At 34.9% G+C, this 21,911-nt stretch carries 20 protein-coding genes; 12 read left to right on the top strand and 8 right to left on the bottom strand.

The annotated features are described in order from the left end of the window. Positions 1 to 6 precede the first annotated feature (6 nt). From Q0947_RS09490 to Q0947_RS09435, 12 genes are all read left to right on the top strand, one after another. Complete coding sequence (locus Q0947_RS09490; RefSeq protein WP_299396362.1) at positions 7 to 1,161, top strand: glycosyltransferase; 1,155 nt, start codon at positions 7 to 9, stop codon at positions 1,159 to 1,161. A gap of 40 nt (positions 1,162 to 1,201) precedes the next feature. After that, positions 1,202 to 2,353: a glycosyltransferase family 4 protein gene (locus Q0947_RS09485; protein ID WP_299396360.1), complete on the top strand. Its 1,152-nt coding sequence runs from the start codon at positions 1,202 to 1,204 to the stop codon at positions 2,351 to 2,353. A gap of 35 nt (positions 2,354 to 2,388) precedes the next feature. Then, positions 2,389 to 3,585 carry an O-antigen ligase family protein gene (locus Q0947_RS09480; RefSeq protein WP_299396357.1) on the top strand — a complete coding sequence of 399 codons (1,197 nt, stop codon included), beginning with the start codon at positions 2,389 to 2,391 and terminating at the stop codon, positions 3,583 to 3,585. Then, on the top strand, positions 3,563 to 4,294 hold the full coding sequence (locus Q0947_RS09475; RefSeq protein WP_299396354.1) for an acyltransferase: 732 nt from the start codon (positions 3,563 to 3,565) through the stop codon (positions 4,292 to 4,294). The genes Q0947_RS09480 and Q0947_RS09475 overlap by 23 nt, the downstream gene beginning before the upstream one ends. 44 nt (positions 4,295 to 4,338) lie before the next feature. Then, complete coding sequence (locus tag Q0947_RS09470) at positions 4,339 to 5,331, top strand: glycosyltransferase family 4 protein (protein WP_299396351.1); 993 nt, start codon at positions 4,339 to 4,341, stop codon at positions 5,329 to 5,331. A gap of 294 nt (positions 5,332 to 5,625) precedes the next feature. Further along, the gene (locus Q0947_RS09465) at positions 5,626 to 6,756 is read left to right on the top strand and encodes a glycosyltransferase (RefSeq protein ID WP_299396348.1); all 1,131 of its coding nucleotides are present in this window, start codon (positions 5,626 to 5,628) and stop codon (positions 6,754 to 6,756) included. After that, the gene (locus Q0947_RS09460; protein WP_299396346.1) at positions 6,753 to 7,301 is read left to right on the top strand and encodes a WcaF family extracellular polysaccharide biosynthesis acetyltransferase; all 549 of its coding nucleotides are present in this window, start codon (positions 6,753 to 6,755) and stop codon (positions 7,299 to 7,301) included. The genes Q0947_RS09465 and Q0947_RS09460 overlap by 4 nt, the downstream gene beginning before the upstream one ends. Then, on the top strand, positions 7,302 to 8,057 hold the full coding sequence (locus Q0947_RS09455) for a glycosyltransferase family 2 protein (RefSeq protein ID WP_299396343.1): 756 nt from the start codon (positions 7,302 to 7,304) through the stop codon (positions 8,055 to 8,057). A 190-nt stretch (positions 8,058 to 8,247) separates the two neighbouring features. Further along, positions 8,248 to 9,372, top strand: coding sequence for an MraY family glycosyltransferase (locus Q0947_RS09450; RefSeq protein WP_299396340.1), 1,125 nt, complete (start codon positions 8,248 to 8,250; stop codon positions 9,370 to 9,372). Positions 9,373 to 9,452: 80 nt separating this feature from the next. Beyond that, positions 9,453 to 10,211, top strand: coding sequence for a polysaccharide biosynthesis/export family protein (locus Q0947_RS09445; RefSeq protein ID WP_299396337.1), 759 nt, complete (start codon positions 9,453 to 9,455; stop codon positions 10,209 to 10,211). A gap of 2 nt (positions 10,212 to 10,213) precedes the next feature. After that, positions 10,214 to 12,553, top strand: coding sequence for a tyrosine-protein kinase domain-containing protein (locus Q0947_RS09440; protein ID WP_299396332.1), 2,340 nt, complete (start codon positions 10,214 to 10,216; stop codon positions 12,551 to 12,553). Positions 12,554 to 12,636: 83 nt separating this feature from the next. Next, positions 12,637 to 13,056: a CBS domain-containing protein gene (locus tag Q0947_RS09435; protein ID WP_299396329.1), complete on the top strand. Its 420-nt coding sequence runs from the start codon at positions 12,637 to 12,639 to the stop codon at positions 13,054 to 13,056. Positions 13,057 to 13,216: 160 nt separating this feature from the next. On the opposite strand, the gene rpe is transcribed toward Q0947_RS09435, so the two are convergent. The 8 genes from rpe to rpsO all read right to left on the bottom strand — a co-directional run bounded on the left by rpe (position 13,217) and on the right by rpsO (position 21,876). Next, positions 13,217 to 13,879, bottom strand: a complete 663-nt coding sequence (gene rpe, locus Q0947_RS09430; RefSeq protein WP_299396326.1) for a ribulose-phosphate 3-epimerase — start codon at positions 13,877 to 13,879, stop codon at positions 13,217 to 13,219. Between the two features lie 352 nt (positions 13,880 to 14,231). Then, complete coding sequence (locus tag Q0947_RS09425) at positions 14,232 to 15,095, bottom strand: sigma-70 family RNA polymerase sigma factor (protein ID WP_066433750.1); 864 nt, start codon at positions 15,093 to 15,095, stop codon at positions 14,232 to 14,234. Positions 15,096 to 15,193: 98 nt separating this feature from the next. Further along, positions 15,194 to 15,568 (bottom strand): hypothetical protein, encoded by a 375-nt coding sequence (locus Q0947_RS09420; protein WP_299396317.1) that lies wholly within the window; start codon positions 15,566 to 15,568, stop codon positions 15,194 to 15,196. Between the two features lie 281 nt (positions 15,569 to 15,849). Beyond that, positions 15,850 to 17,049: a glutamate-5-semialdehyde dehydrogenase gene (locus Q0947_RS09415; RefSeq protein WP_299396314.1), complete on the bottom strand. Its 1,200-nt coding sequence runs from the start codon at positions 17,047 to 17,049 to the stop codon at positions 15,850 to 15,852. Positions 17,050 to 17,272: 223 nt separating this feature from the next. Further along, a complete protein-coding gene (proB, locus tag Q0947_RS09410; protein WP_299396310.1) occupies positions 17,273 to 18,043 on the bottom strand; it encodes a glutamate 5-kinase in 771 nt (256 codons plus the stop codon). Positions 18,044 to 18,045: 2 nt separating this feature from the next. Beyond that, positions 18,046 to 18,849 carry a pyrroline-5-carboxylate reductase gene (proC, locus tag Q0947_RS09405; protein ID WP_299396303.1) on the bottom strand — a complete coding sequence of 268 codons (804 nt, stop codon included), beginning with the start codon at positions 18,847 to 18,849 and terminating at the stop codon, positions 18,046 to 18,048. A 303-nt stretch (positions 18,850 to 19,152) separates the two neighbouring features. Continuing rightward, positions 19,153 to 21,417 (bottom strand): polyribonucleotide nucleotidyltransferase, encoded by a 2,265-nt coding sequence (locus Q0947_RS09400; protein ID WP_299396299.1) that lies wholly within the window; start codon positions 21,415 to 21,417, stop codon positions 19,153 to 19,155. Positions 21,418 to 21,606: 189 nt separating this feature from the next. Continuing rightward, positions 21,607 to 21,876, bottom strand: coding sequence for a 30S ribosomal protein S15 (gene rpsO, locus Q0947_RS09395; RefSeq protein ID WP_299396295.1), 270 nt, complete (start codon positions 21,874 to 21,876; stop codon positions 21,607 to 21,609). Positions 21,877 to 21,911 lie beyond the last annotated feature (35 nt).

Below are 21,911 nucleotides of genomic sequence, written 5' to 3'. Positions count from 1 at the left end.
ATGGTAATGGTATCTCAGACAAGTACATTTAAGAAGAAATTGAAAAAGAAAGTGATTATTGCCCATGGATATTGGGGCAGAGGAGGGGCAGAGATTGCTACCATGTACTTAATTAATGCTATTAAAGATAAATATGAAGTTCATTTGGTGACAAGAGGAGGCTGGGATTTAGAGGAATTAAATACAGCTGCAAGAACTTCTATTTCTCCTTCGGAAGTTATCTTAGTTAAATTACCATTTGCATATATTTTGAAGCAAACTGTAGCAGGCAATATTTGGCATGCCATCTTTCTTAAATATTGCAGATATATTGCACCAAACTATGACATTAGAATAACAGCCTCTAGGATTATTGGATGGGGAAGACCGGCTTTACATTTTTTATCTGACGTGGTTTGGAATCCTGAATTGGAAAAGAGCTACGCAACAGAATTAAAAAAGCCCCATGGTTTCAAAAAAATCCTTTTCTTAATTGGTAAGAATATTGGAGGAAAATCATTTTATGAACTCCATAAGGACGATGTTTTTATTGCAAATTCGAGATGGACAGCGCAATTGTCAGCTCCATACACCACATCGATTCCAATTGTAATTAATCCCCCAATTAATCAGGAGTTTGAGCTCATACCTTGGGAACTTAGATTAAATCAGTTCGTCTCATTTGGTCGTATTTCTCCAGAAAAGAGAATTGAAGATTCTATAAGTATACTCGAGAAAGTAAGAGAAAGGAACTTTGATGTCAAATTAACCATATTTGGTCAATTCAGCGATAACGATTATTCAAAAAGAATTAATGACCTAATAAAAGATAAAGATTGGGTTGATGCACCAGGAGCAATTTATGGAGATAAAGTTAAAACAACCTTGCCCCAATACAGATATGCAATTAGTTCATGTACTAGAGAAGCATTCGGTATTTCTACTGGGGAGATTATTATGGCAGGGATAATTCCATTTGTGCCTTTTGAGGGAGCGCAGAAGGAGTTAGTTCAAAATGAGAATTTAATATTTGATAACGTAGAAGAAGCTGTCTCCAAAGTTGTAGGCTTATTAGCGTCTGAGAAACTACAGCTTAGAGTACAGCAAGAATTATTATTAAGCCAAAGTGATATGTCTTTTGTTAGTTTTAAACATAATATACTTAGGCTATTGGAGTCTTAATAGTTTCAAATAATAATAATAATAATAATAATAATAGTTGATGAATAATATAAATAAGTATATTGTGATTACGGGTCTTTTTCCTACAGAAAAGAACTTCAGAGCTCCATATATTTTAGATCAGGTTAGGGCAATAACAAAAAATGGAAATTTACGAGTGATTGTTTTTAAGCCCAAAAAATGGTTTGAGAAAGAGGTGGATTATGAATTTGAGGGTGTGAAGATTTATAGATTTAATACTTTCAATTTGCCTTCCTATGTGTTTCCTAACCTTTTTTCAAAATTATCAGAATTAAGTTTGTTTCTTAAATTTAAGAAGCTAGGAATTGATACAAATACTATCAAGTACGCACATGCACACGGCACCTCCTATGGCTACTTGGTTAACGCCATAAAGTCTAAAAACCCCAAAACACAAACCATACTTCAACATCATGGATTTGATGTGTTAAACTTAACTTTGGGCGTATTAAGCAAATTTAAATGGTACAATAAATACATTGAAAAATATGGTATTAAAATTTGCAATAAAATAGATATTCATGTTGGGGTAAGTAAAAAGACTTTAGAGTATTTAAAAAGTTTTAAAAACATTATTATTAATAGAGAATATGTTCTTTATAATGGTGTTGATCTGTCAAAGTTTTATGCAGTAAAAAATATCAAAGAAAATGATGTGTTTGTAATTGGTTGTGTTGCTAATTTTTGGCCATTGAAAGACCAAATTACTTTACTCAAGGCGATAAACGAAGTTGTAAAAAAAGGAGTTACAAAACTAAAAGTGATTTTTATTGGGTCCGGGGAAACCTTAGCTGACTGCAAGAAATTTGTACATAGTAATTATTTAGAAGAGATTGTAGAGTTTAGAAAGGAGGTTTTGCATTGCCAGCTTAACGACTTTTATAATGAATTAGATCTATTTGTTTTGCCATCTTATCACGAGGCTTTTGGTTGCGTATATACAGAGGCGTATGCTTGTGGTGTACCATTCATTGGTGTTCATGAGCAGGGTATAAGTGAATTGATTCCTGACAGCGAAAAAAACAAATGGTTGATAGGCAAGTCGGACGTAGATCAACTTTCAAAATTGATTATTGATTATATTACTAATATGCCCAATCAAACCCTTGCTATAGATATTAATATAGATAATTTAGTAGATAAATTTTTATGCGAGATTTCAATTCTCTAAAGAGAAAATCACCATTCAAGTATCTGATAATTTTTTTGGCCATTATTGTATTCAATAATGCATTGTCTGTTGGATTCTATATTGGAGATTTATATTTTGTGGCACTAGGTTCTATATTTTCTGTCCTCTTCTTCTATAGTCTAAAAGAGAGTAAAAAGATTAATATGCATATGGTATTTTTAATTATTGCTTGCTTGACTAGCATTCTAATTAACGATGTTCCCCCTTTGTTTAAACCATATGTTCGATTTTTGTTATTTGTGATGATTCTTTATTTAGTTGGTCCATTGATAATATCGACCAGTTTAATGTCGTTTCGTTTTAAATTATTCTCATTATTAAATAAAATAAATCTTGTTATTGTTGTGTTGTCTCTATTAGGCCTAGTAACAGGAGTCTATCGAGGTGTAGCTGTTAATTGGATGGGGCATACTAGAATAGATTTCACTGGATTATATAATCATTCCATGTTGTTGGGGCCCATGGCAGGCATTTCAGTCTTAACTTCTTTTTTTTATTACTTTAGAAAGCGGAATAATAAAAAGCAACGATTATTGTTGGTTGTTTGTGTTTTTTTTTCTTTCATTACTGTAGTTGCTGCTGGATCTAGAGGTGCACTAATTGCAACAGTTTTAGGTTCTTTGTTTTTTTTATATAAAATTTACCAAGGGAGACTTTCAAAGTACCTTTCCACTGTTTTAGTGATAGTTGCTGCGCTAACAATATCCTTTCCTTTATGGGAAGATAAAGCTGATTTTTTAAATTCTAAAATGGACAGAGATGCTGTCGACGATCCATTTGACTCGAGAACCACGAAATGGAATCAAAGAATAGTTGAGTTTCAATCTTCCCCTATTTTCGGGATTGGGTTTGCCTCTATTGATATCAATGGACTTGATGATTATAATGCAATAACTGGTACAATAGAACCTGGTTCATCGTGGTTGACAATATTATCAATGACAGGTTTATTCGGTCTTTTGCCAATATTGTTTTTGTTTTTAAGAAATTTATTATTTATGATAAAATATGATCGTAATAGGAATTATACGAGTTTTGTTGGCGGCTTACTAATTTTAGTAACAGTACATATGATTATTGAAGGTTATGTGTTCGCTTCAGGGGCGTTTTTGTTTTTCTACTTATGGCTATTATTAGGTATTATTGAAGGTTATCTGTCAATTGAAAAAATTAATAAAATTAATAATTATGAGTTGGAGAAATTTAAATAAAATAAGAAGGATATCTAGAATTTCTATTATCAAAACTTTATTTTTAAATTTTACAAAATTGCCTTGGCATCAGGCAATAAAACTTCCAATTATCTTATCTAACAATACTTATTTTTATGATTTATCTGGAAGAATCAAAATTGAAGGAATAGTTAGTACGGGGATGATTAGATTGGGCTTTTTAGGTGAGGATACGAAAGTTTGGCATGATAACAAGATTTTATTAAAAATCATGGGAACTTTAATATTTAAAGGGAAAGTGAATTTGGGCGTTGGAGTATCAATTCAAATTCAACCAGAAGCAGAATTAATATTTGGCTCTAATATTCTAATGAATTATAATTCTAAAATTATATGCTATGAATATATTGAAATAGGAGCTAATTCTAGATTTGCGTGGGATTGTCAATTGATTGATACTGATTTACATTTTATAAAAAATAAGAAAACAGGTGAGCTCTCAAAAAGAAATTCACCAATAAAAATAGGTGAGAATAATTGGATTGGGAATAGAGTTTCAATAATGAAAGGCACTGTAACACCTAACTATTGTATCATTGCTAGTCTAAGTCTATGTAATAAAAATTATGACATACCCAATTATTCATTAATTGCGGGTACTCCTGCCAAACTCATTAAAACAGATGTGTACCGCGTCTTAGAGGAAGAGGAGGCTCAAATTATAACTTTAAATTCAAATAAAAATTAAGTATGAAATGTGTGTTTCTTATTGGCAGTTACGTACCACACCAAATGGTATCAATCAATGCATTAATTGAATATTATAACGTGGATGTTCATTCCTTTAGTGTTAGCAAGAACTTTACTTACATACCACCTAATACTGATAAGTTTTATACATATAAATTAAGTGACTATAATAAAAAAGAATTAATGAATGTAATTCTTACAATAAATCCAGAAATAATAGTCGTTAGTGGTTGGTTTATAAGTGAATACGTTTGGGTGTCTAAAAAGATTAAAAACAAGTTGAATATTCCAATCGTTTCTTATTCAGATACACAATGGCGTGGTGATTGGTCTCAAAGAATTAATAGTATGATAAGTCCATTTCATTTGAAAAAGGCATTTTCACATATTTGGGCTTCGGGTGTTTATCAATATGAATATGCTCGTAAGCTCGGTTTCTCTAAGGACCAAATAATATTTAACTCATTGAGTTGTGATATCAAGAAATTTCAAGAATTACCCTTAAAATCAGGAGAAGATTATCCAAAAAACTTTATTTATATTGGAAGATTTGCAGAAGAAAAGGGGTTAGGTTATTTATTGGAAGCATGGGGTTTAATAGAAAATTTAGATGGTTGGACTTTAACTCTTATTGGTGATGGTGAACTTAAAAAAGAATTTCTAAATAAAAAGAATGTGATTGTGAAAGATTTTATGAAACATGAGGAATTAAGATTAGAATTAAATAAATCAGGATGTTTCATATTGCCATCAATATATGAACCTTGGGCACTAGTCATTCATGAGGCGGCTGCATCGGGACTACCTATAATATGTACTGAAGTTTGCGGAGCAGCTCCCCATTTTGTTATTGATGGTTTTAATGGTTGTAAAGTTAAACCGGAAAATAGTTTAGCATTAAAACAGGCAATGGAAAGAATCATAAAAATGAATTTTGAAAGCTTAGAAAACTTTTCAAAAAGAAGTAGAGAATTAGCACAAAATATCACACCTGAAAGAGGCGCTGCAAATTTAATGAGTTTACTGCTTAAATAACATGATTTATGAAGGAAGTTATTCGTTCTTAACAGGCTAATATGAAAATATTATCACATCAATTAATTGATAGTTAAGGTTTTATGATTAGGTCTTGTTTAGAATATTAATATAGTTAACTAAACCACCATTTGGTATTTTAATTATTAGAAATAATGACTGATTTTCTAATTTAAATTGGACCTTCATTGTTCATATTCAGATTTTAAGGGGTGATTTCTTTTAGAAAGGAATGGCATCTTTAATTAAATAACAAATAAGGAAGACATAAACATTCTTAAATAAATTTTAATAATGAAAAGAAAGACAGTCTTAGCTTTTATAGATTGGTATCGGCCTGGTTATAAGGCAGGTGGTACTATTACTGCCTTTGGGAATTTTGTAGACCATTTGGAAGAAGAATTGGAGTTTAAAATAGTTACAAGGGATTGTGATTATACAGAAACGGAAACCTACCCGCATATCACTTTAAATTCGTGGACGGATTTATCCAAGACTTCAGTTTTTTATCTATCAAAGTATAATACGAATTTTAGTAAGATTAAAGACTTGGTTTCTTCATCGGAATTCGATTGGCTCTATGTTAACGGAATTTTTTCTGTGTACTTCTCGATTTTGCCACTATGGTTCGCAAAAAATAAAAAATGTATCGTTAACCCTCACGGAATGCTTTCTGATCAAGCTTTTAGTGTCAAAAAATTAAAGAAAATAGTTTTTTTAACCATTGCAAACGGACTTGGGCTGTATAAAAATATTATATTTCATGTTGCCAATGAAAATGAACGTTTAGATGTTATAAAACGTGTAAAACGCTTTAAGAATATTAGGGTGATAAACCAATTACCACGTAAAATTGAAAAATCAGTTAGCTCCGAACCCAAGAAGAAATCTGAAGTTTTGAAATTTGTGACGGTGGCTCGTATTTCTGTGGAGAAGGGGATATTGGAATCATTGAGCGCACTTTCTAAGATTACACAAGACATAAATTTTGATATATATGGTGCAATATATGATGAAATGTATTGGAAAAAATGCCAAGAGGTAATAGCAAGGTTGCCTTCAAATATTTTTGTAAATTACAAGGGGAGTATAGACGGGCGGCATATGATCGAAACACTTAACTCCTATGATTTTTTTATATTACTTTCTAAAGGAGAAAATTTCGGTCACGCCATTCTTGAAGCATTATCCGCGGGTTGCCCAGTCCTGATTTCTAATCAAACGCCCTGGAAGGATTTGCAAACTAAGAAAATAGGTTGGGATATTGATATTGAAGATCCCAATGATGTGGCACGTTGTGTGAAGGCAGCTTGTCATTTATCAAAAGAAGATTATCAAACATGGTCAGATAATGCCATTAAATATTCTATAGCGTTTTCTGAAAATCCAAAATTATTACAATCAAATCTAAATCTATTTCAATGAAAACAGATTTATCAAAATACGATAACAGTTGGTATCTACCTGGATCTTTTTTCAAACGGTTATCATGGTATATAATTAATGAATTATTTTTACGCAATCCTTTAAATATTTCCTCAGGTTTGAAAGTATTTTGGTTGCGGTTGTTTGGAGCAAACATCGGAAAGGGAGTGGTAATAAAGCCTCATATCAATATAAAATATCCTTGGAAATTAAATATCGGTAATCATTGCTGGATAGGTGAAGATGTCTGGATTGATAATTTAGATACTATTATTATAGAGGATAATGTTTGCGTCTCACAAGGTGCATTTTTGATCTGTGGCAATCACAATTATAAGAAAACTAGTTTTGATTTGATGATTGGGGCAATTATACTAAAAGAAGGATGTTGGGTAGGAGCCAAAAGTATTGTGGGCCCTGGGGTGACCATGGGGAGTCACTCAGTTTTGTCATTGGGTTCGGTAGCAAGTGACAATTTGGAAGCCTTAGGAATTTATAGAGGAAACCCTGCCATAAAAATTAAACTAAGAACAATAACTAATTAGATGAAAATTTCCATTATCACGGCCACATATAACAGTGTGAAAACTTTAGAAGTATGCATGAAATCGGTTCTAAACCAAGATTATAATAATATTGAATACATTGTGGTGGATGGTGGTTCTAAAGATGGAACTTTAGATCTCATTAAATCGAAAGCAGAGAAGCACAGAAGTATTTTTTATAGTTCTGAACCTGACAAAGGTATCTATGATGCCTTGAACAAAGGGATTGCCAAGGCTACAGGAGATGTGATTGGTTTTGTACATTCGGATGATTTCCTTGCAGATAACACCATTATTTCGAAAATTGCAGATTATTTAAAGGTTGGGGGTTTTGACGGTGTTTATGGCAATTTGCATTATGTGCAATTTGACGATACAGAAAAAATTGTACGCAATTGGAAAAGTCAAGCTTTTTCACCTAAACTTTTGAATCGTGGTTGGATGCCCGCACATCCTACGTTGTTCTTAAAAAAGGAAGTTTACAATACCCATGGGTATTTTGACTTGAATTATAAGATTGCCGCGGATTACGATTTTATTCTCCGCATATTCCAACGAGTAGATTATAACTTCCATTATCTTCCTATGACTATTATGAAAATGCGCGTTGGTGGGGCCAGTAATAGAAGCCTAAGTAACCTAATCCAAAAGACCAAAGAAGATTTCCATGCTGCCAAAACAAACAAAATTGATTATCCTCTTTTTGTAATTTTACAAAAGAATCTCTCTAAAATTCCCCAATGGTTTGCGAAATAGCCTGTTAATTAGTGAAATAATTTCCGCATTTGAGTTAATATGTTGTTAAGGACAATTATACCTTTGTGTTCATAGAAAATAAAATATAGTTTTTATATATTAAATCTTATGGGAATAAACACTTTACGTGTATCTTTGCTGGGATTTACAATTACTATATTTTCCCAAGGATATTAAAACCTATGTTATTATGATTCAGGAACTTCTCGCTTATTTCAATCCTTTAGATTATGTGGGTATTTGGCTTTTTGCAGCGTTTAGTTTAGCATTTGTTGTGTCGTGGGGCTCATTTCCAGCAATTTTCACGATTTCTGAAACGAAGCATTTAATGGATGAACCGAATTCAAGAAGTGTACATTCAAAAAAAACGCCTACACTTGGTGGAATCGCAATATTTATGAGTCTTGTTGTGGTGATTACAACGCTTGGTGGTCTTTTAGAAACAAAGATTTTATTACTGCTCTTAGGAGGGATGACCATCTTATTTTTCTTGGGGCTTAAGGATGACTTGTTGGTATTGTCCCCTAGCAAGAAGTTGATGGGGCAGGTGCTTGCCGCTATGGTTCTTATAGTATTTACGGATACTAGAATTGTTGGTTTTTTCGGAATTCTTGGGATTAATACCTTGCCTTATTGGGTTTCTGTAATTTTCACATTGTTTGTATATGTCTTAATTATCAATGCATACAATCTTATTGACGGTGTAGATGGATTAGCAGGTAGTTTAGCTTTATTTGCTGCTGCGGCGTTCACTTATATTTTTCTTAAAACTGATGATGTAAGTATGGCAACTGTTGCTGTTGCGACTATGGGTTCATTAATTCCGTTCTTACGATTGAACTTCTCTAAACATAGAAAAATATTTATGGGTGATACAGGTTCTATGATAATAGGGTTTATGGTAGCTTTTTTTGCTGTTCGATTTATAAGTGAAGCACAAGGTGATATTTTTTCAAAATATGGTAACTCTGCTCCAATTTTAGCCTTGACAATTGTTTTCTTTCCTCTTCTCGATACATTGCGTATCTTTTTTATTCGAGCTTTTATTCATAGGAAAAGTCCGTTTTCGGCTGATCAAAACCATTTGCATCACGGCTTTTTAAAATTAGGTTTTACTCATAAACAAACTACAGGATTTATTGTTTTGGTCAATACATTATTGTTTGTGATTTGCTTGTTGTTTAAGGATTTTAATATTCACTTACAATTTGCACTTATAATAGTTATTGGTACCACCTTATATTCTACAGTGTTTATCTATAACTGGCTTTTTAAAAATAACAGTAAATCAGAAATAATGGGACAAGCACAATAATTTTGTGTGATGTTTAAAAAATCCGTTTATTTTTGCACTTCTATCGAATTGAGTTCATCTTGATTCAATTAAATTTTTCCATGAAACATACTCTTTTTACATTCGTTGCGTTACTGATTCTTAATTCTTGCGCCTCTAAAAAGGAAATATTATATTTTCAAGACGCTGATCAGTATAATAAGACCCCGATCAATTATGTGAAGCCAGTGCTTCAGCCTAATGATATCTTAAAAATTACCGTTGGGGCTTTGGTTCATGAAACGACTATACCATATAACAGATCTTCAGGAGAATCTAGTTCTACAAGTGTCGATTTAATGAAATTGGACGGCTATCTAATTTCTGAAGACCATACCATTAATTTCCCAGAGCTTGGAGTTATTTCAACCAAAAATAAAACAACAAGTCAGCTTGAGAAAGATTTGTCACGGCTATTAGAAGAAGGTGGACATCTTAAGAATCCTACAGTTAATGTAAGATTGCTTAATGCTAAGGTTACTATATTGGGTGAAGTTAAAAGTCCTGGAACATATAATTTTACCGAAGAAAGTGTCACTTTATTGCAAGCGTTAGGGATGGCAGGAGATTTAACTATTAATGGTAAACGCGAAGATATTTTGGTAATTCGCGAAACTGACGGCGTGTATAAAACAACTCATTTAAATTTAACATCTGCCGATCTTTTAACGAGTCCTTATTATTTTATAAAACCTAATGATGTGATCATGATTAATCAAAATGGTCCGAAGGTGAAGAGTTCTGGTTTTATTGGTAATTTAGGAACTTTACTATCAGTGTTTTCTATTGCATTAAGTACTGTTCTCATCATAACAAAATAATTATGAATCAACAGAATATCAATACTATTACTGGGGAACCTGACCAAGGTGAAGTAATCAAGCATGAAATTAAAAAATATTTAAGATATTGGATTTGGTTTGTTTTTGGAGCGGCCATTGCATTAACAATTGCCTTTCTGAAGCTTCGCTATTCACCAAACGTTTATAGTACAACTGCTAAAATTCAGGTTTTGGATGAAAAGAAGGGTTTAGAGCTGACTTCATTTGGTTTTAATAATTCTAATTTAAATTTGGAAAATGAGATAGAGGTATTGAAGTCACTACGAATTAGTGAACGTGTAGTCAGAAATCTTGATCTTACTATGGCATTTTTTGAAGAGGGTAATGTGCGAACCTCTGAAATAAATGGATTTCCTTTCAAACTGATTAAAACCATTCCGAATGATAGCATAGTTTATAGTGAATCATTTAAGATATTAGTAAAAGATAAAGGTTTTGAAATCTATAATGACAATTCAAATAAAGTAAACGTTTTCCCTAATTACAGTTCTTTTGGTATTGATCATGACCTACCTTTTGAAGTGGAAGTGGAAAGTGTAAAAAAAATTAAGGAGAACATAGGTAAGACATATATTTTTACACTGATTCCAGTTAATTCGGCTGCTCAGAGCATAAAGAATCAGCTTGGAGTTTCAATATTAGGTAATACAAGTGATCTATTAGTACTGAATTTTACAGGAGAAAATAAAGCTAAATCGGAAAAAGTACTAAATGAGATTCTTTCTGTGTTTAATATGGATGGGGTTATCGATCGACAGGAGGTTTCTAAACGAACTATTGATTTTATTGATCAACGTTTTGGATCGATAGCAGGTGAATTAGACTCCATAGAAGGGCAAAAGCGCGATTATAAACAAGACAACAATTTTTTTGATATACAGGTGGATGCACAAGTTGGGTTGACACAACAGACATCCTCTGAAAATGAGGTATTTGCTATTGAAAGTCAGATTCTGTTGTCAAACATGCTAGCAGAATCATTAAACCTGAATAATAACGATTCAGAATTGTTACCCGCCAATATAGGCATCTCTAGTGTTAATACGAATGAATTGATTAGTTCTTATAACAAGTTCGTTTTGGAGAGGGATAAACTCTTAACTAGTGGAGGGAAGAATAATCCTATGGTGCAGACAATTAGTGAAAATTTAAAGGAATTAAAGAAAAATATTAACGCTTCATTAAATACTTACAAATCTCAGCTGCAAGCCTCAAAAAATCAATTGGTAAGTAGAAATAATAAATTTACTTCTAAGGTTTCTACCATCCCTGCAAAAGAGAAAATTCTACGCTCTATAGAGCGTCAACAGGGCATTAAGGAATCGTTGTATTTATATTTACTTCAAAAGCGTGAAGAAGCGGCGATTAATCTGGCCATAACGGAACCATCAATTAAAGTGGTAGAATATGCTTCATCAATTGGACCTCCAATTTCGCCTAATCGAAAAAAGACCTATCTTATGGCATTATTTGCGGGCTTGTTGGTGCCTTTCGGAATCATTTTTGGAAAGAATTTCTTTGACACTAAAGTGAAAGGGAAAAAAGATGTTCAGGTACGAATAGATTCGGTGCCAATCGTTGCTGAGATACCTAAAATAGTAGGGAGCGATTCTTTGTTTATTGATCCGGCTGCCAGAAATGTACAAGCGGAAGCTTTTAGGATATTAAGTTCTAATGTGAATTATATTTTACCAACCGATGGAAGCGCGAAGGGTAAAGTAGTTTATATAACTTCTACAATAAAAGGCGAGGGAAAAACCTATGTGGGGCTTAATTTATCGTTAGCGCTTTCAAGCTTAAATAAGAAAGTTTTACTTATTGGTGCCGATCTAAGAAATCCGCAGATACACAATTACACACAGCCGTCTTCAAGTAAAGAGCAAGTAGGTTTGTCAAATTATCTTTATGATGTTACCTTAGATTGGAGAAGTGCTTTAATTAAGGGATTCCCAATGCATGCTAATCATGATGTCTTATTAGCGGGAAGCATTCCTCCAAACCCTGCACATTTACTAACGAATGGGCGTTTGGAGATTTTATTGAATGAGGCTAAAGATGAATACGATTATATCATCGTAGACACGGCGCCAACAATTCTTGTAACTGACACCTTATTGATTTCTGAATTTGCTGATGCCACCTTATATTTAGTTAGGGCTGAAGTCACTGAAAAATCATTGTTAGATTATTCTAAAGAATTGAGTGATTCTGGTCGCCTAAAGAATATGGCATATATTGTAAATGGTGTAGGGGCGAGCAAATCTTACGGTTACAGTTACAACTATGGCTATGGTTATGGTTATGGTAGCGATGAAAAATAAGTAAGATTAGTCGACTGATAATTATCATTTGATGTAGTTAGGTTATGGAATACCTTTGATAGTGAAAACTAAAGAGAGTTACCATGAAAAACCCACAACCAGTGTCCACCATAATGTCTGTCAAAATCATTACTCTTAAAAAGGAGGATGATTTGGAGAAAGCGGAACACCTATTTAAAAAGCATAAGATTAGACATATTCCCGTTGTTGATGGTGATGCCATAATTGGAATCCTCAGCTACACGGATCTGCTTCGAATCAGCTTTGCTGATGCGGTTGACGAAACGGAAGACGAAATAGAAAGTTTGGTCTACAACATGTTTACGATCGAACAGGTGATGGCGAAGCATGTGGTCACTGTATCTTCGGATACAAGCATTAAGGACGTCGCTAAAATCTTGGCGAAAAAAGAATTCCACGCATTACCTGTTGTAGATGATAGAAAATTAGTTGGAATTGTCACGACTACAGACTTAATCAATTATCTATTGATGCAACTTTAATTTTGATAAGAAACCACCATAGATGGTATTATAGGCCTTTTTAATAATTTAGTAACTACCGAGTATTTGTGGTAATCTATAATCAAAACAAAAATCCCCAAGGTAATACCTCGGGGATTTTTGTTTTGAATAATGAATGTTATTTAGCAATAAGGCGGAGTTAAGCGTTAGCCAATTCCTTCAACACCTTAATAGTTTCCGTCGGATTATCGCTCTTGAATACATGGCTGCCCGCAACAAATGCATCTGCGCCTGCGGCAACTAACTTCTCAATATTTTGATCGGTGACGCCGCCATCAATCTCGATACGAGTATCTAAACCTTGTTCATCAATCATCTTGCGAAGGTTTTTAATACGCTTGTAGGTCACTTCTTCAAACTTTTGACCTCCAAAGCCTGGATTTATGGACATTAAAAGCACCATATAGCATTCCGGTAAGATATCTTCTAAAACCACAAGAGGCGTCGTGATATTAAGTACTACGCCCGCTTTGCAGCCTGCATCTTTAATTTGTCTTAATGTGCGATGTAAATGAACTGTTGATTCGTAGTGCACCGTAATGATATCAGCTCCCACTTTAGCGAATTCTTCAATATAACGTTCTGGTTTTTCAATCATCAAATGCACGTCCAATGGTTTAGTGGCGTGTTTTTTAATAGCAGAAATGACTGGCATTCCGTAAGAGATATTCGGTACAAAATGACCGTCCATAACGTCAATATGGAACCAATCGGCGTCACTGTTGTTAACCATTTCAACATCGCGTTGAAGGTTACCGAAATCTGCTGCTAGCATTGAAGGGGCAATAATTTTTGTAGACATGTTGTGTTGTTGTAAAGTTTCGGCAAAGATAAATAAAAATAGTTGGCAGTTTGCGGTTTTCAGTCTTCCCGCCTCCGCAAAATGCTGCGGACGGGCAAGCAGTAGGCAGTATTCAGTATTCAGTAGGCAGTCTTGGATAGATTGTTTCTGGTTTCTGTTGTTACATTGACCTTGAATTTCGCTCCTAGTTTACCAACTTCAACTTCAACTTAAATTTCAACTTCAAAAAATGAACCCCCGGTAATCAGCCGAGGGTTCTTTCATCAATCAAAAAACGAACAGTAAAATTCCCGCGAAAGCGGGAATCTGTAACTGTTTGTTATCGTAACTTAGGTGTAATCTCTACGGATCACTATCCTAAATAAGTCTTTAATATTTTACTTCTAGACGTATGTTTTAAACGTCTAATTGCTTTTTCTTTAATTTGTCGAACACGTTCACGAGTTAAGTCGAATGTTTCTCCAATTTCTTCCAAGGTCATTGGGTGTTGATCTCCCAAACCAAAGTATAAACGGATGACATCAGCTTCACGAGGTGTCAATGTTTCTAACGCACGCTCAATCTCTGTACGTAAAGATTCATGTAATAAATCTTTATCAGGATTTGGCGACTCACCAGAACGTAGAACGTCATATAAGTTAGAATCTTCACCTTCAACTAACGGTGCATCCATGGATACGTGACGGCCAGAGTTTTTCATGGACTCTTTTACGTCATTAATAGTCATGTCCAATTCTTTTGCAATTTCTTCCGCACTTGGTGGACGCTCATGACTTTGCTCTAAAAAGGCAAACGTCTTATTAATTTTGTTAATCGATCCAATTTTATTCAATGGCAAACGCACAATACGAGATTGTTCTGCCAACGCTTGTAAAATAGATTGACGAATCCACCATACCGCGTAAGAAATAAACTTGAAACCACGTGTTTCATCAAAACGTTGTGCCGCTTTGATAAGTCCTAAATTCCCTTCGTTAATTAAATCGGGTAGGGTAAGGCCTTGATTTTGATATTGTTTTGCTACCGAGACAACAAAACGTAAATTGGCTTTTGTCAATTTTTCTAAAGCGAGTTGATCTCCTGCTTTAATACGTTGTGCCAATTCTACTTCCTCGTCAGCAGTAATTAAGTCAACTTTTCCAATTTCTTGAAGATACTTGTCTAGCGAAGCGGTTTCCCTATTGGTTACTTGCTTCGTAATTTTGAGTTGTCTCATTTAAATATGTGTCTCTAATTTAAAATGGTGAATAATCCTTTCGTAAGTAGTTATACGTAAAGGCCACTCAAAATGTTACAAAAAAGTGGAAATTAATTTTAAATTTTGATTAATTTTTTATCCGTCAAGTTAATGTCTTCTAACATTTCATTGGTAAACTTGTAATGTCCACGTGTTGTTATAATTTTAAAACGTGAAGAAGTCATTGTGCTTAAGGTGTTTAGGAATAACCATTTTGATTTTAACAATCGCGGTTCGTCAGATTTCAAACTCAGTTCGAAATAATGTTTTCTGCCTTCCTTTTCTGCGACAATATCTGGGGTCACATCAATATCACTGCCTTTTTTGTGATACGATTTTGGGGTTTCATAACCCTCTGCGTCTGCTTTAATGTTCTCAAAACCACTGTTCTCTAAATACGTCAAAGACGTACTTAAAATCTCCGAATATTTCTCTTTATCTGTATAAACCATAACCTATAATTTACTAAAATTTATGACAAATGCAAATTTTTATGAATTTTTAACTTTTGAGTAGTATTCAGTCTTCCCGCCTCCGCAAAATGCTGCGGACGGGCAATCAGTCGGCAGTCTTCCCGCCTCCGCAAAATGTTGCGGACGGGCAAGCAGTAGGCAGTATTCAGTTGGCAGTCCTCAGTGTGCAGTCTTCAGTTGGAAGATTTCAATTTTTAGTTCTCTTTTCTCAGTTCTCTATTCTAACATCTTAAGAACTCAAGCCTCATACCTCAATCCTATCAAACCCTCACATGCCCATCACCAAACACATAATATTTATTCGTCACCAATTGTTTTAATCCCAAAGGCCCTCTGTGGTGTAACTTGTCCGTACTAATGGCCAATTCGGCACCAACTCCCATTTGTCCGCCGTCAGTAAATCGTGTTGAGGCATTATGATATACTGCCGCACTGTCTACTTGTTCCATAAAGGTTTGGGCTAGTTCTTGATCTTCCGTTAAGATAGAAGCGGAATGTCCACCTGAATACGTGTTGATGGTTTCAATTGCGGTATCCAATCCGTTTGTTTCAGCGACTAAGAGCTTCATGGCCAAGAATTCTTCATACCAAGTATCTTCATTTTCTATTTCCGCTTCGTTGGTTAAAATGGTGCCCACTTTATTGTCGACCAATAGTTCTACATCTAAACTGCTTAAGACGGTTTGTAATTCTTTGAGTTTGGCTTCATAATTAGGAATGTTTTTGTCAACTAATACTTTGTCTAAGGCATTACACCCAGATATCTTATCCGTTTTAGCGTTTACAATAACCTTGATAGCTTTTTCCCAATCGGCATCTTTGGCAACATATAAGAAGTTGTTACCTCTACCACTAATCAATACTGCACATGTGGCGTGATCTTTAACAAATTTGATGAGTCGTTCTCCACCTCTTGGTACAATAAGATCGATTTTTTCTGGCGGATTCTTTAAGAATTCCTGCGTTTCTTCACGTTGTAAGTGTAAGAGTCTGATCCAATCTTTTTCAAGTCCGTTTTCCTCTAACGCTTCGTGCCAACATTTTTCAAGAATAAGATTACTGTTCAATGCTTCTTTTCCTCCTTTCAGTAGAATCTTATTATTTGCTTTAAAAGCTAAAACTGCCGCTTCAATAGTCACATCTGGTCGTGATTCATAAATAATCATAATCGTTCCAAATGGCGCCGTTTTATTGGTGATTTTCAATCCGCTGTCTAAAACTAAGTTGGAGATTTCTTGTCCAACAGGATCGTCCTGCGCTTTGACTTCTTTTATGGCGGTAATCATACCATCAATTTTTGAATCGTCAACAACTAATCGGTCATATAGCGCTTGGTCATCTCTATTAAAAGCGTCCAAGTCTTTTTGGTTCGCTTCTAATATCGCATTACGTTCTCTATCAATAATGTTGATCATTGATTGTAATACTTTGTTTTTTATATCTGTTTGTATAAGTTTCATAATTTTTGTTTTAATTAATTTATCTGTGGGAGGGGTATGGTACTTTTTATTCGTTGACTGTTTAGACGTTTTTTATGCGTTCAATAGTCAAAGTTTGAAGTAGGAACCCTTCCGACTTCAATTCCTTTTTTGGAATTGAAGCCACCTTCCCTTGAATTCCGATAGTTATCGGGAGGGAAGTAATTTTTTGATTCGTGTTTCCTGCATCAAATTCTCTACAGGATTAAAGAATAAATTTCGTTCCGACTTCTTTATTGTCAATAATATCCACAATGATGTTCTCGCGTTTTCCATTTGCGATATAGGTCGGGATGTTTTTCTTGGCGGTTCCTTTGGCGATTTTTAGTTTTGAAGCCATGCCGCCTCGGCCTTCACCTTCTTTTTTGTTGGACTCCATCACATATTGTTCTACAGCAGCATCGCCTTTAACCTCCTTCAATTGTCTTGAGTTTTCATCATCTGGATGCCCAGTGTATAATCCGTCAGTATCAGAAAGGATAATTAATCGGTCCACATCCAATAATTCAGAAACCAAACTTGCTAACTCGTCATTATCTGAAAACATAGACATTGTCAATGATGTCGCATCATCTTCATTCGCAATAGGCGTGATGCCTTCTGATAGCAATCCTTCGTAACAGTTGATCATATTATCGCGATGCTTCCCTTTGTCGAAATCGCGTTTTGTAGCTAAAACCTGTGCGCATCTCATGCCGTAATCATGAAACAGACTATAATAATGACGCATCATTCGCGGTTGTCCAACAGCAGAATATACCTGTCGTCTTATGGATGTATCTTGAATACTGGTTTCGCCAAGGATTTCCTTTCCGGCAATTGCAGATCCTGAGGATACAAGGATAACGTCGATATCCCGTTCATTTAATACAGATATTTGTCTTACCAATTCCCTTAAAACGGGACCTAAAATTCTATTATCTTTATTTGTCAGTACGTTGGTACCAACTTTTACTACTACTCGTTTTATGTTCATTACTATTTTTTTCCTAATTCAACGGCTCTATCAAATGCTGCATATGCCGCCTCTTCAATGAGTTGTTTAACATTATTATCGTCCATAGAATCTATGGCTGCTTGTGTGGTTCCGCCTTTAGACGCCACCTTTGCAATCCACGATTCTGGTGAAATATCATTCTGATTGAAGAGCTCAATGGCGCCTTCAAAAGTATTGCTCACAAGGACTTTGGAATCGTAATCTGAAAAGCCCATTTTCAAAGCGGCTTCCAACATCGATTGCATAAAGTAGAATACGTATGCCGGTCCACTACCAGAAATTCCGGTGGAAGCATCGATAAAATTCTCAGTATCTACATGAATGGACGTCCCGGTAGTATCGATAAGGTTTCTCACCATTAACAATTCTACTTTTGAAACTTCCTCAGATTCTGTATAAGAAGTCACACCTTTACCAACTTGAGCTGGTAAATTAGGCATGGTTCTCACCACTTTATTTCTGCTAATTTGTTGTTGGATGGTTTCTATCGTTACACCTGCCATGAGTGATACAAAAATCTGCTCATCATTGAGCATTGGCTTCATCGTTTTAAATAATTCTTCACTATGATAAGGCTTCACCGCGATAAATACGATGTCAGCTTTTGGTAGACAATCCTCAAGGTTATCATAAACGTCAAATTGAGGTTGCTGATTTAAAGTTTCTATTTTTTTTGGATCCGTGTCAAAAATCCGAAGTTTGTGTTTGCTGAGCAAAGGGGAGCTTGCCATTCCTTCTGCATAGGTCAACCCCATATTTCCTGCTCCAATGACTAATACTTTCATTTCTTAATTTGTTGATTATCAATGTTATTTGCGTAATTAGCTGCAAGGACTGTACGGAAGGCCCGTTTTTTGAGGCTAATTTTGAAGTTTCATCAAATTGGCAGCTATTACTCGTACTAGCTGCGTTTTTGTCAATTTAATACTACAATAGTTGTTAATTCCCTAAAATTGAAAATTTAGGAGAGGTGACAGGTTGTCGGGAATGTGCAAGTTTGTCGGGTTTTCGTTAAAATTAAGGCATAAAAAAACCTCCCAAGTTTTAAAAACTTGAGAGGTTAGTATATTATGAAGATAAATTAGAGTCTATTCCTCTTTTCTTTCTTCTCTTGGTTTACGATCATCACGACCTCTATTATCACGAGATCCGCGGTTATCACGATTATCGCGTCCACCACTTCTGTTGTCTCTACCATTATTTTCTCTTGGCGGTCTTGCTACATAACCTTCTGGTTTTTCTAACAACGCCTTACGAGATACTTTTTCTTTACGAGTTTTAGGATCTACGCCGAAGTATTTCACTTCAAAAACATCGCCCATATTAACAACGTCAGTTACATTTTCAGTACGTTCCCATGCCAATTCACTTACGTGTAATAACACTTCGTTTCCTGGTGCATCTAAATATTCAACAACAGCACCAAAATCTAACATTTTGATCACTTTCACCTTGTAAGTACCTCCAACAGTTGGTTTGAACAATAATGAATCGATCTTAGTCAATACAGCATCAATACCTTCTTGGTTGGTACCTAAAATTTCCACAATACCTTCTTCGGTAATAGGATCTTCATTGATAACAATCGTCGTTTTAGTTGCTTTTTGTAACTCTTGAATCACTTTTCCACCTGGTCCAATTAATGCACCAATGAATTCATTAGGAATCACACGAGTAATCATTTTTGGAGCATGAGCTTTAACTTCTGCATTAGGTTCAGCAATAGTTTCTACCAATTTCTCAAGAATATGTAAACGACCATTACGTGCTTGCTTTAAAGCATTCACTAAAATTTCGTAAGACAATCCTTTTACCTTGATGTCCATTTGACAAGCCGTAATACCATCTGCCGTACCAGTAACTTTAAAGTCCATATCACCTAAATGATCTTCATCACCTAAAATATCAGACAATACAGCATATCTACCAGAATCACCATCAGAAATTAATCCCATAGCAATACCAGAAACAGGTTTAATTAACTTCACCCCAGCATCCATAAGCGCCATTGTACCAGCACAAACGGTTGCCATAGAAGAAGAACCATTAGATTCTAATACTTCAGATACAACTCTTACTGTGTAAGGACACTCATCAGGAACCATTCCTTTTAACGCACGTTGTGCCAAGTTACCATGACCTACTTCTCTACGAGATGTACCACGGATTGGTCTTGCTTCACCGGTTGAAAAAGGAGGGAAGTTATAGTGTAAATAGAAACGCTCTTCACCTTCAAAAGATGGCATGTCTATTTGGTTTGCTTCTCTAGAGGTACCTAAAGTAACTGTTGCTAATGCTTGAGTTTCTCCACGTGTAAAGATTGCAGAACCGTGTGTAGATGGTAAATAATCTACCTCACACCAAATTGGTCTGATCTCGTCAGTCTTACGACCGTCTAAACGCAACCCTTCATTTAAGGTCAAGTCGCGGATAGCAGCTTTTTCAGCTTTATAGTAATATTTAGAAACCATTCCACCATAATCAGCTAATTCTTCTTCGCTGAAAGTGGCTTTGATTTCTTCTTTAATCGCTTCAAATGCAGCGCTACGTTCATGTTTTGCTGAACCAGCTTTTGCAATAGCATACACTTTATCGTATGCCATATCATGAATTTTCTTTGCTAAGTCAGCATCTTCTCTTTCTGGCTCGTATTCACGAACTGGTTTCTTACCAAATGCTTCAGCCAATCTTACTTGAGCAGCACATTGTACTTTAATAGCTTCATGAGCAAACTTAATTGCTTCAGCCATTTCCTCTTCTGAGATTTCATCCATCTCACCTTCAACCATCATTACTGAATCAGCAGAAGCACCAATCATCATGTCAATATCCGACTCTAATAATTGAGCTCTTGTTGGGTTGATTACAAATTCGCCGTTAATACGACCAACTCTTGCTTCAGAGATTGGGCATTCAAAAGGGAAATCTGATAACTGAATGGCAGCAGAAGCCGCTAATCCAGCCATAGCATCAGGCATCACATCATCATCATGAGACATCAACTGAATCATAACTTGAGTTTCAGCGTGATAATCTTTTGGGAATAATGGACGTAAAACTCTATCAACTAAACGCATGGTCAAAACTTCACCATCACTTGGTCTTGCTTCTCTTTTGAAGAAACCACCTGGATAACGTCCTGACGCAGCAAATTTTTCTCTGTAATCTACAGTTAACGGTAAAAAGTCAACATCACTTTGTTTGTAATTGGAAACAACAGTACATAATAACATACATTTTCCTGATTGCACAACAACCGAACCATGGGCTTGTTTAGCCAATTTTCCGGTTTCGATGGAGATTGTACGTCCATCACCGAGGTCAATGACCTCTTTAAATACTTTTGGAATCATAATTTTTTAATTCTAATTAAACAATGGTCGTTGTGTTGTTGTTGTGTAGTGTTGTGTGTTGACCAATGAAAAACCTTTTAGTCCCGAACCTATTTTCGGAATTCGCTTCTTATTTGCGATTTTTAAACTCTTACGCTTGAGTGATATGGTAACAAAAAACCACGCTGAAAGGCGTGGTCTTTATAGTGATTATTTTCTTAATCCTAATTCTTTAACGATAGCACGGTATCTTAAGATATCCTTTTTAGTTAGATAATCGAGTAAAGCACGACGCTTACCTACTAATTTTACTAATGAACGCTCAGTATTGTAATCTTTACGATTTCTTTTTAAATGTTCAGTTAAATGATTGATTCTGTAAGTGAATAAAGCGATTTGCCCTTCTGCAGAACCTGTGTCTTTTGCACCTTTACCATGTTTTGTAAAGATTTCTTCTTTTTCTTTTTGATCTAAATACATGCTAATATTGTTGTAAATGATTGTTATGTACGACT

It is taken from the genome of uncultured Gelidibacter sp., from assembly GCF_947500795.1.
Lineage (GTDB): Bacteria > Bacteroidota > Bacteroidia > Flavobacteriales > Flavobacteriaceae > Gelidibacter.
Note: the sequence above shows the minus strand (reverse complement) of the source record. Positions and strands in the feature narration are given on the sequence as shown.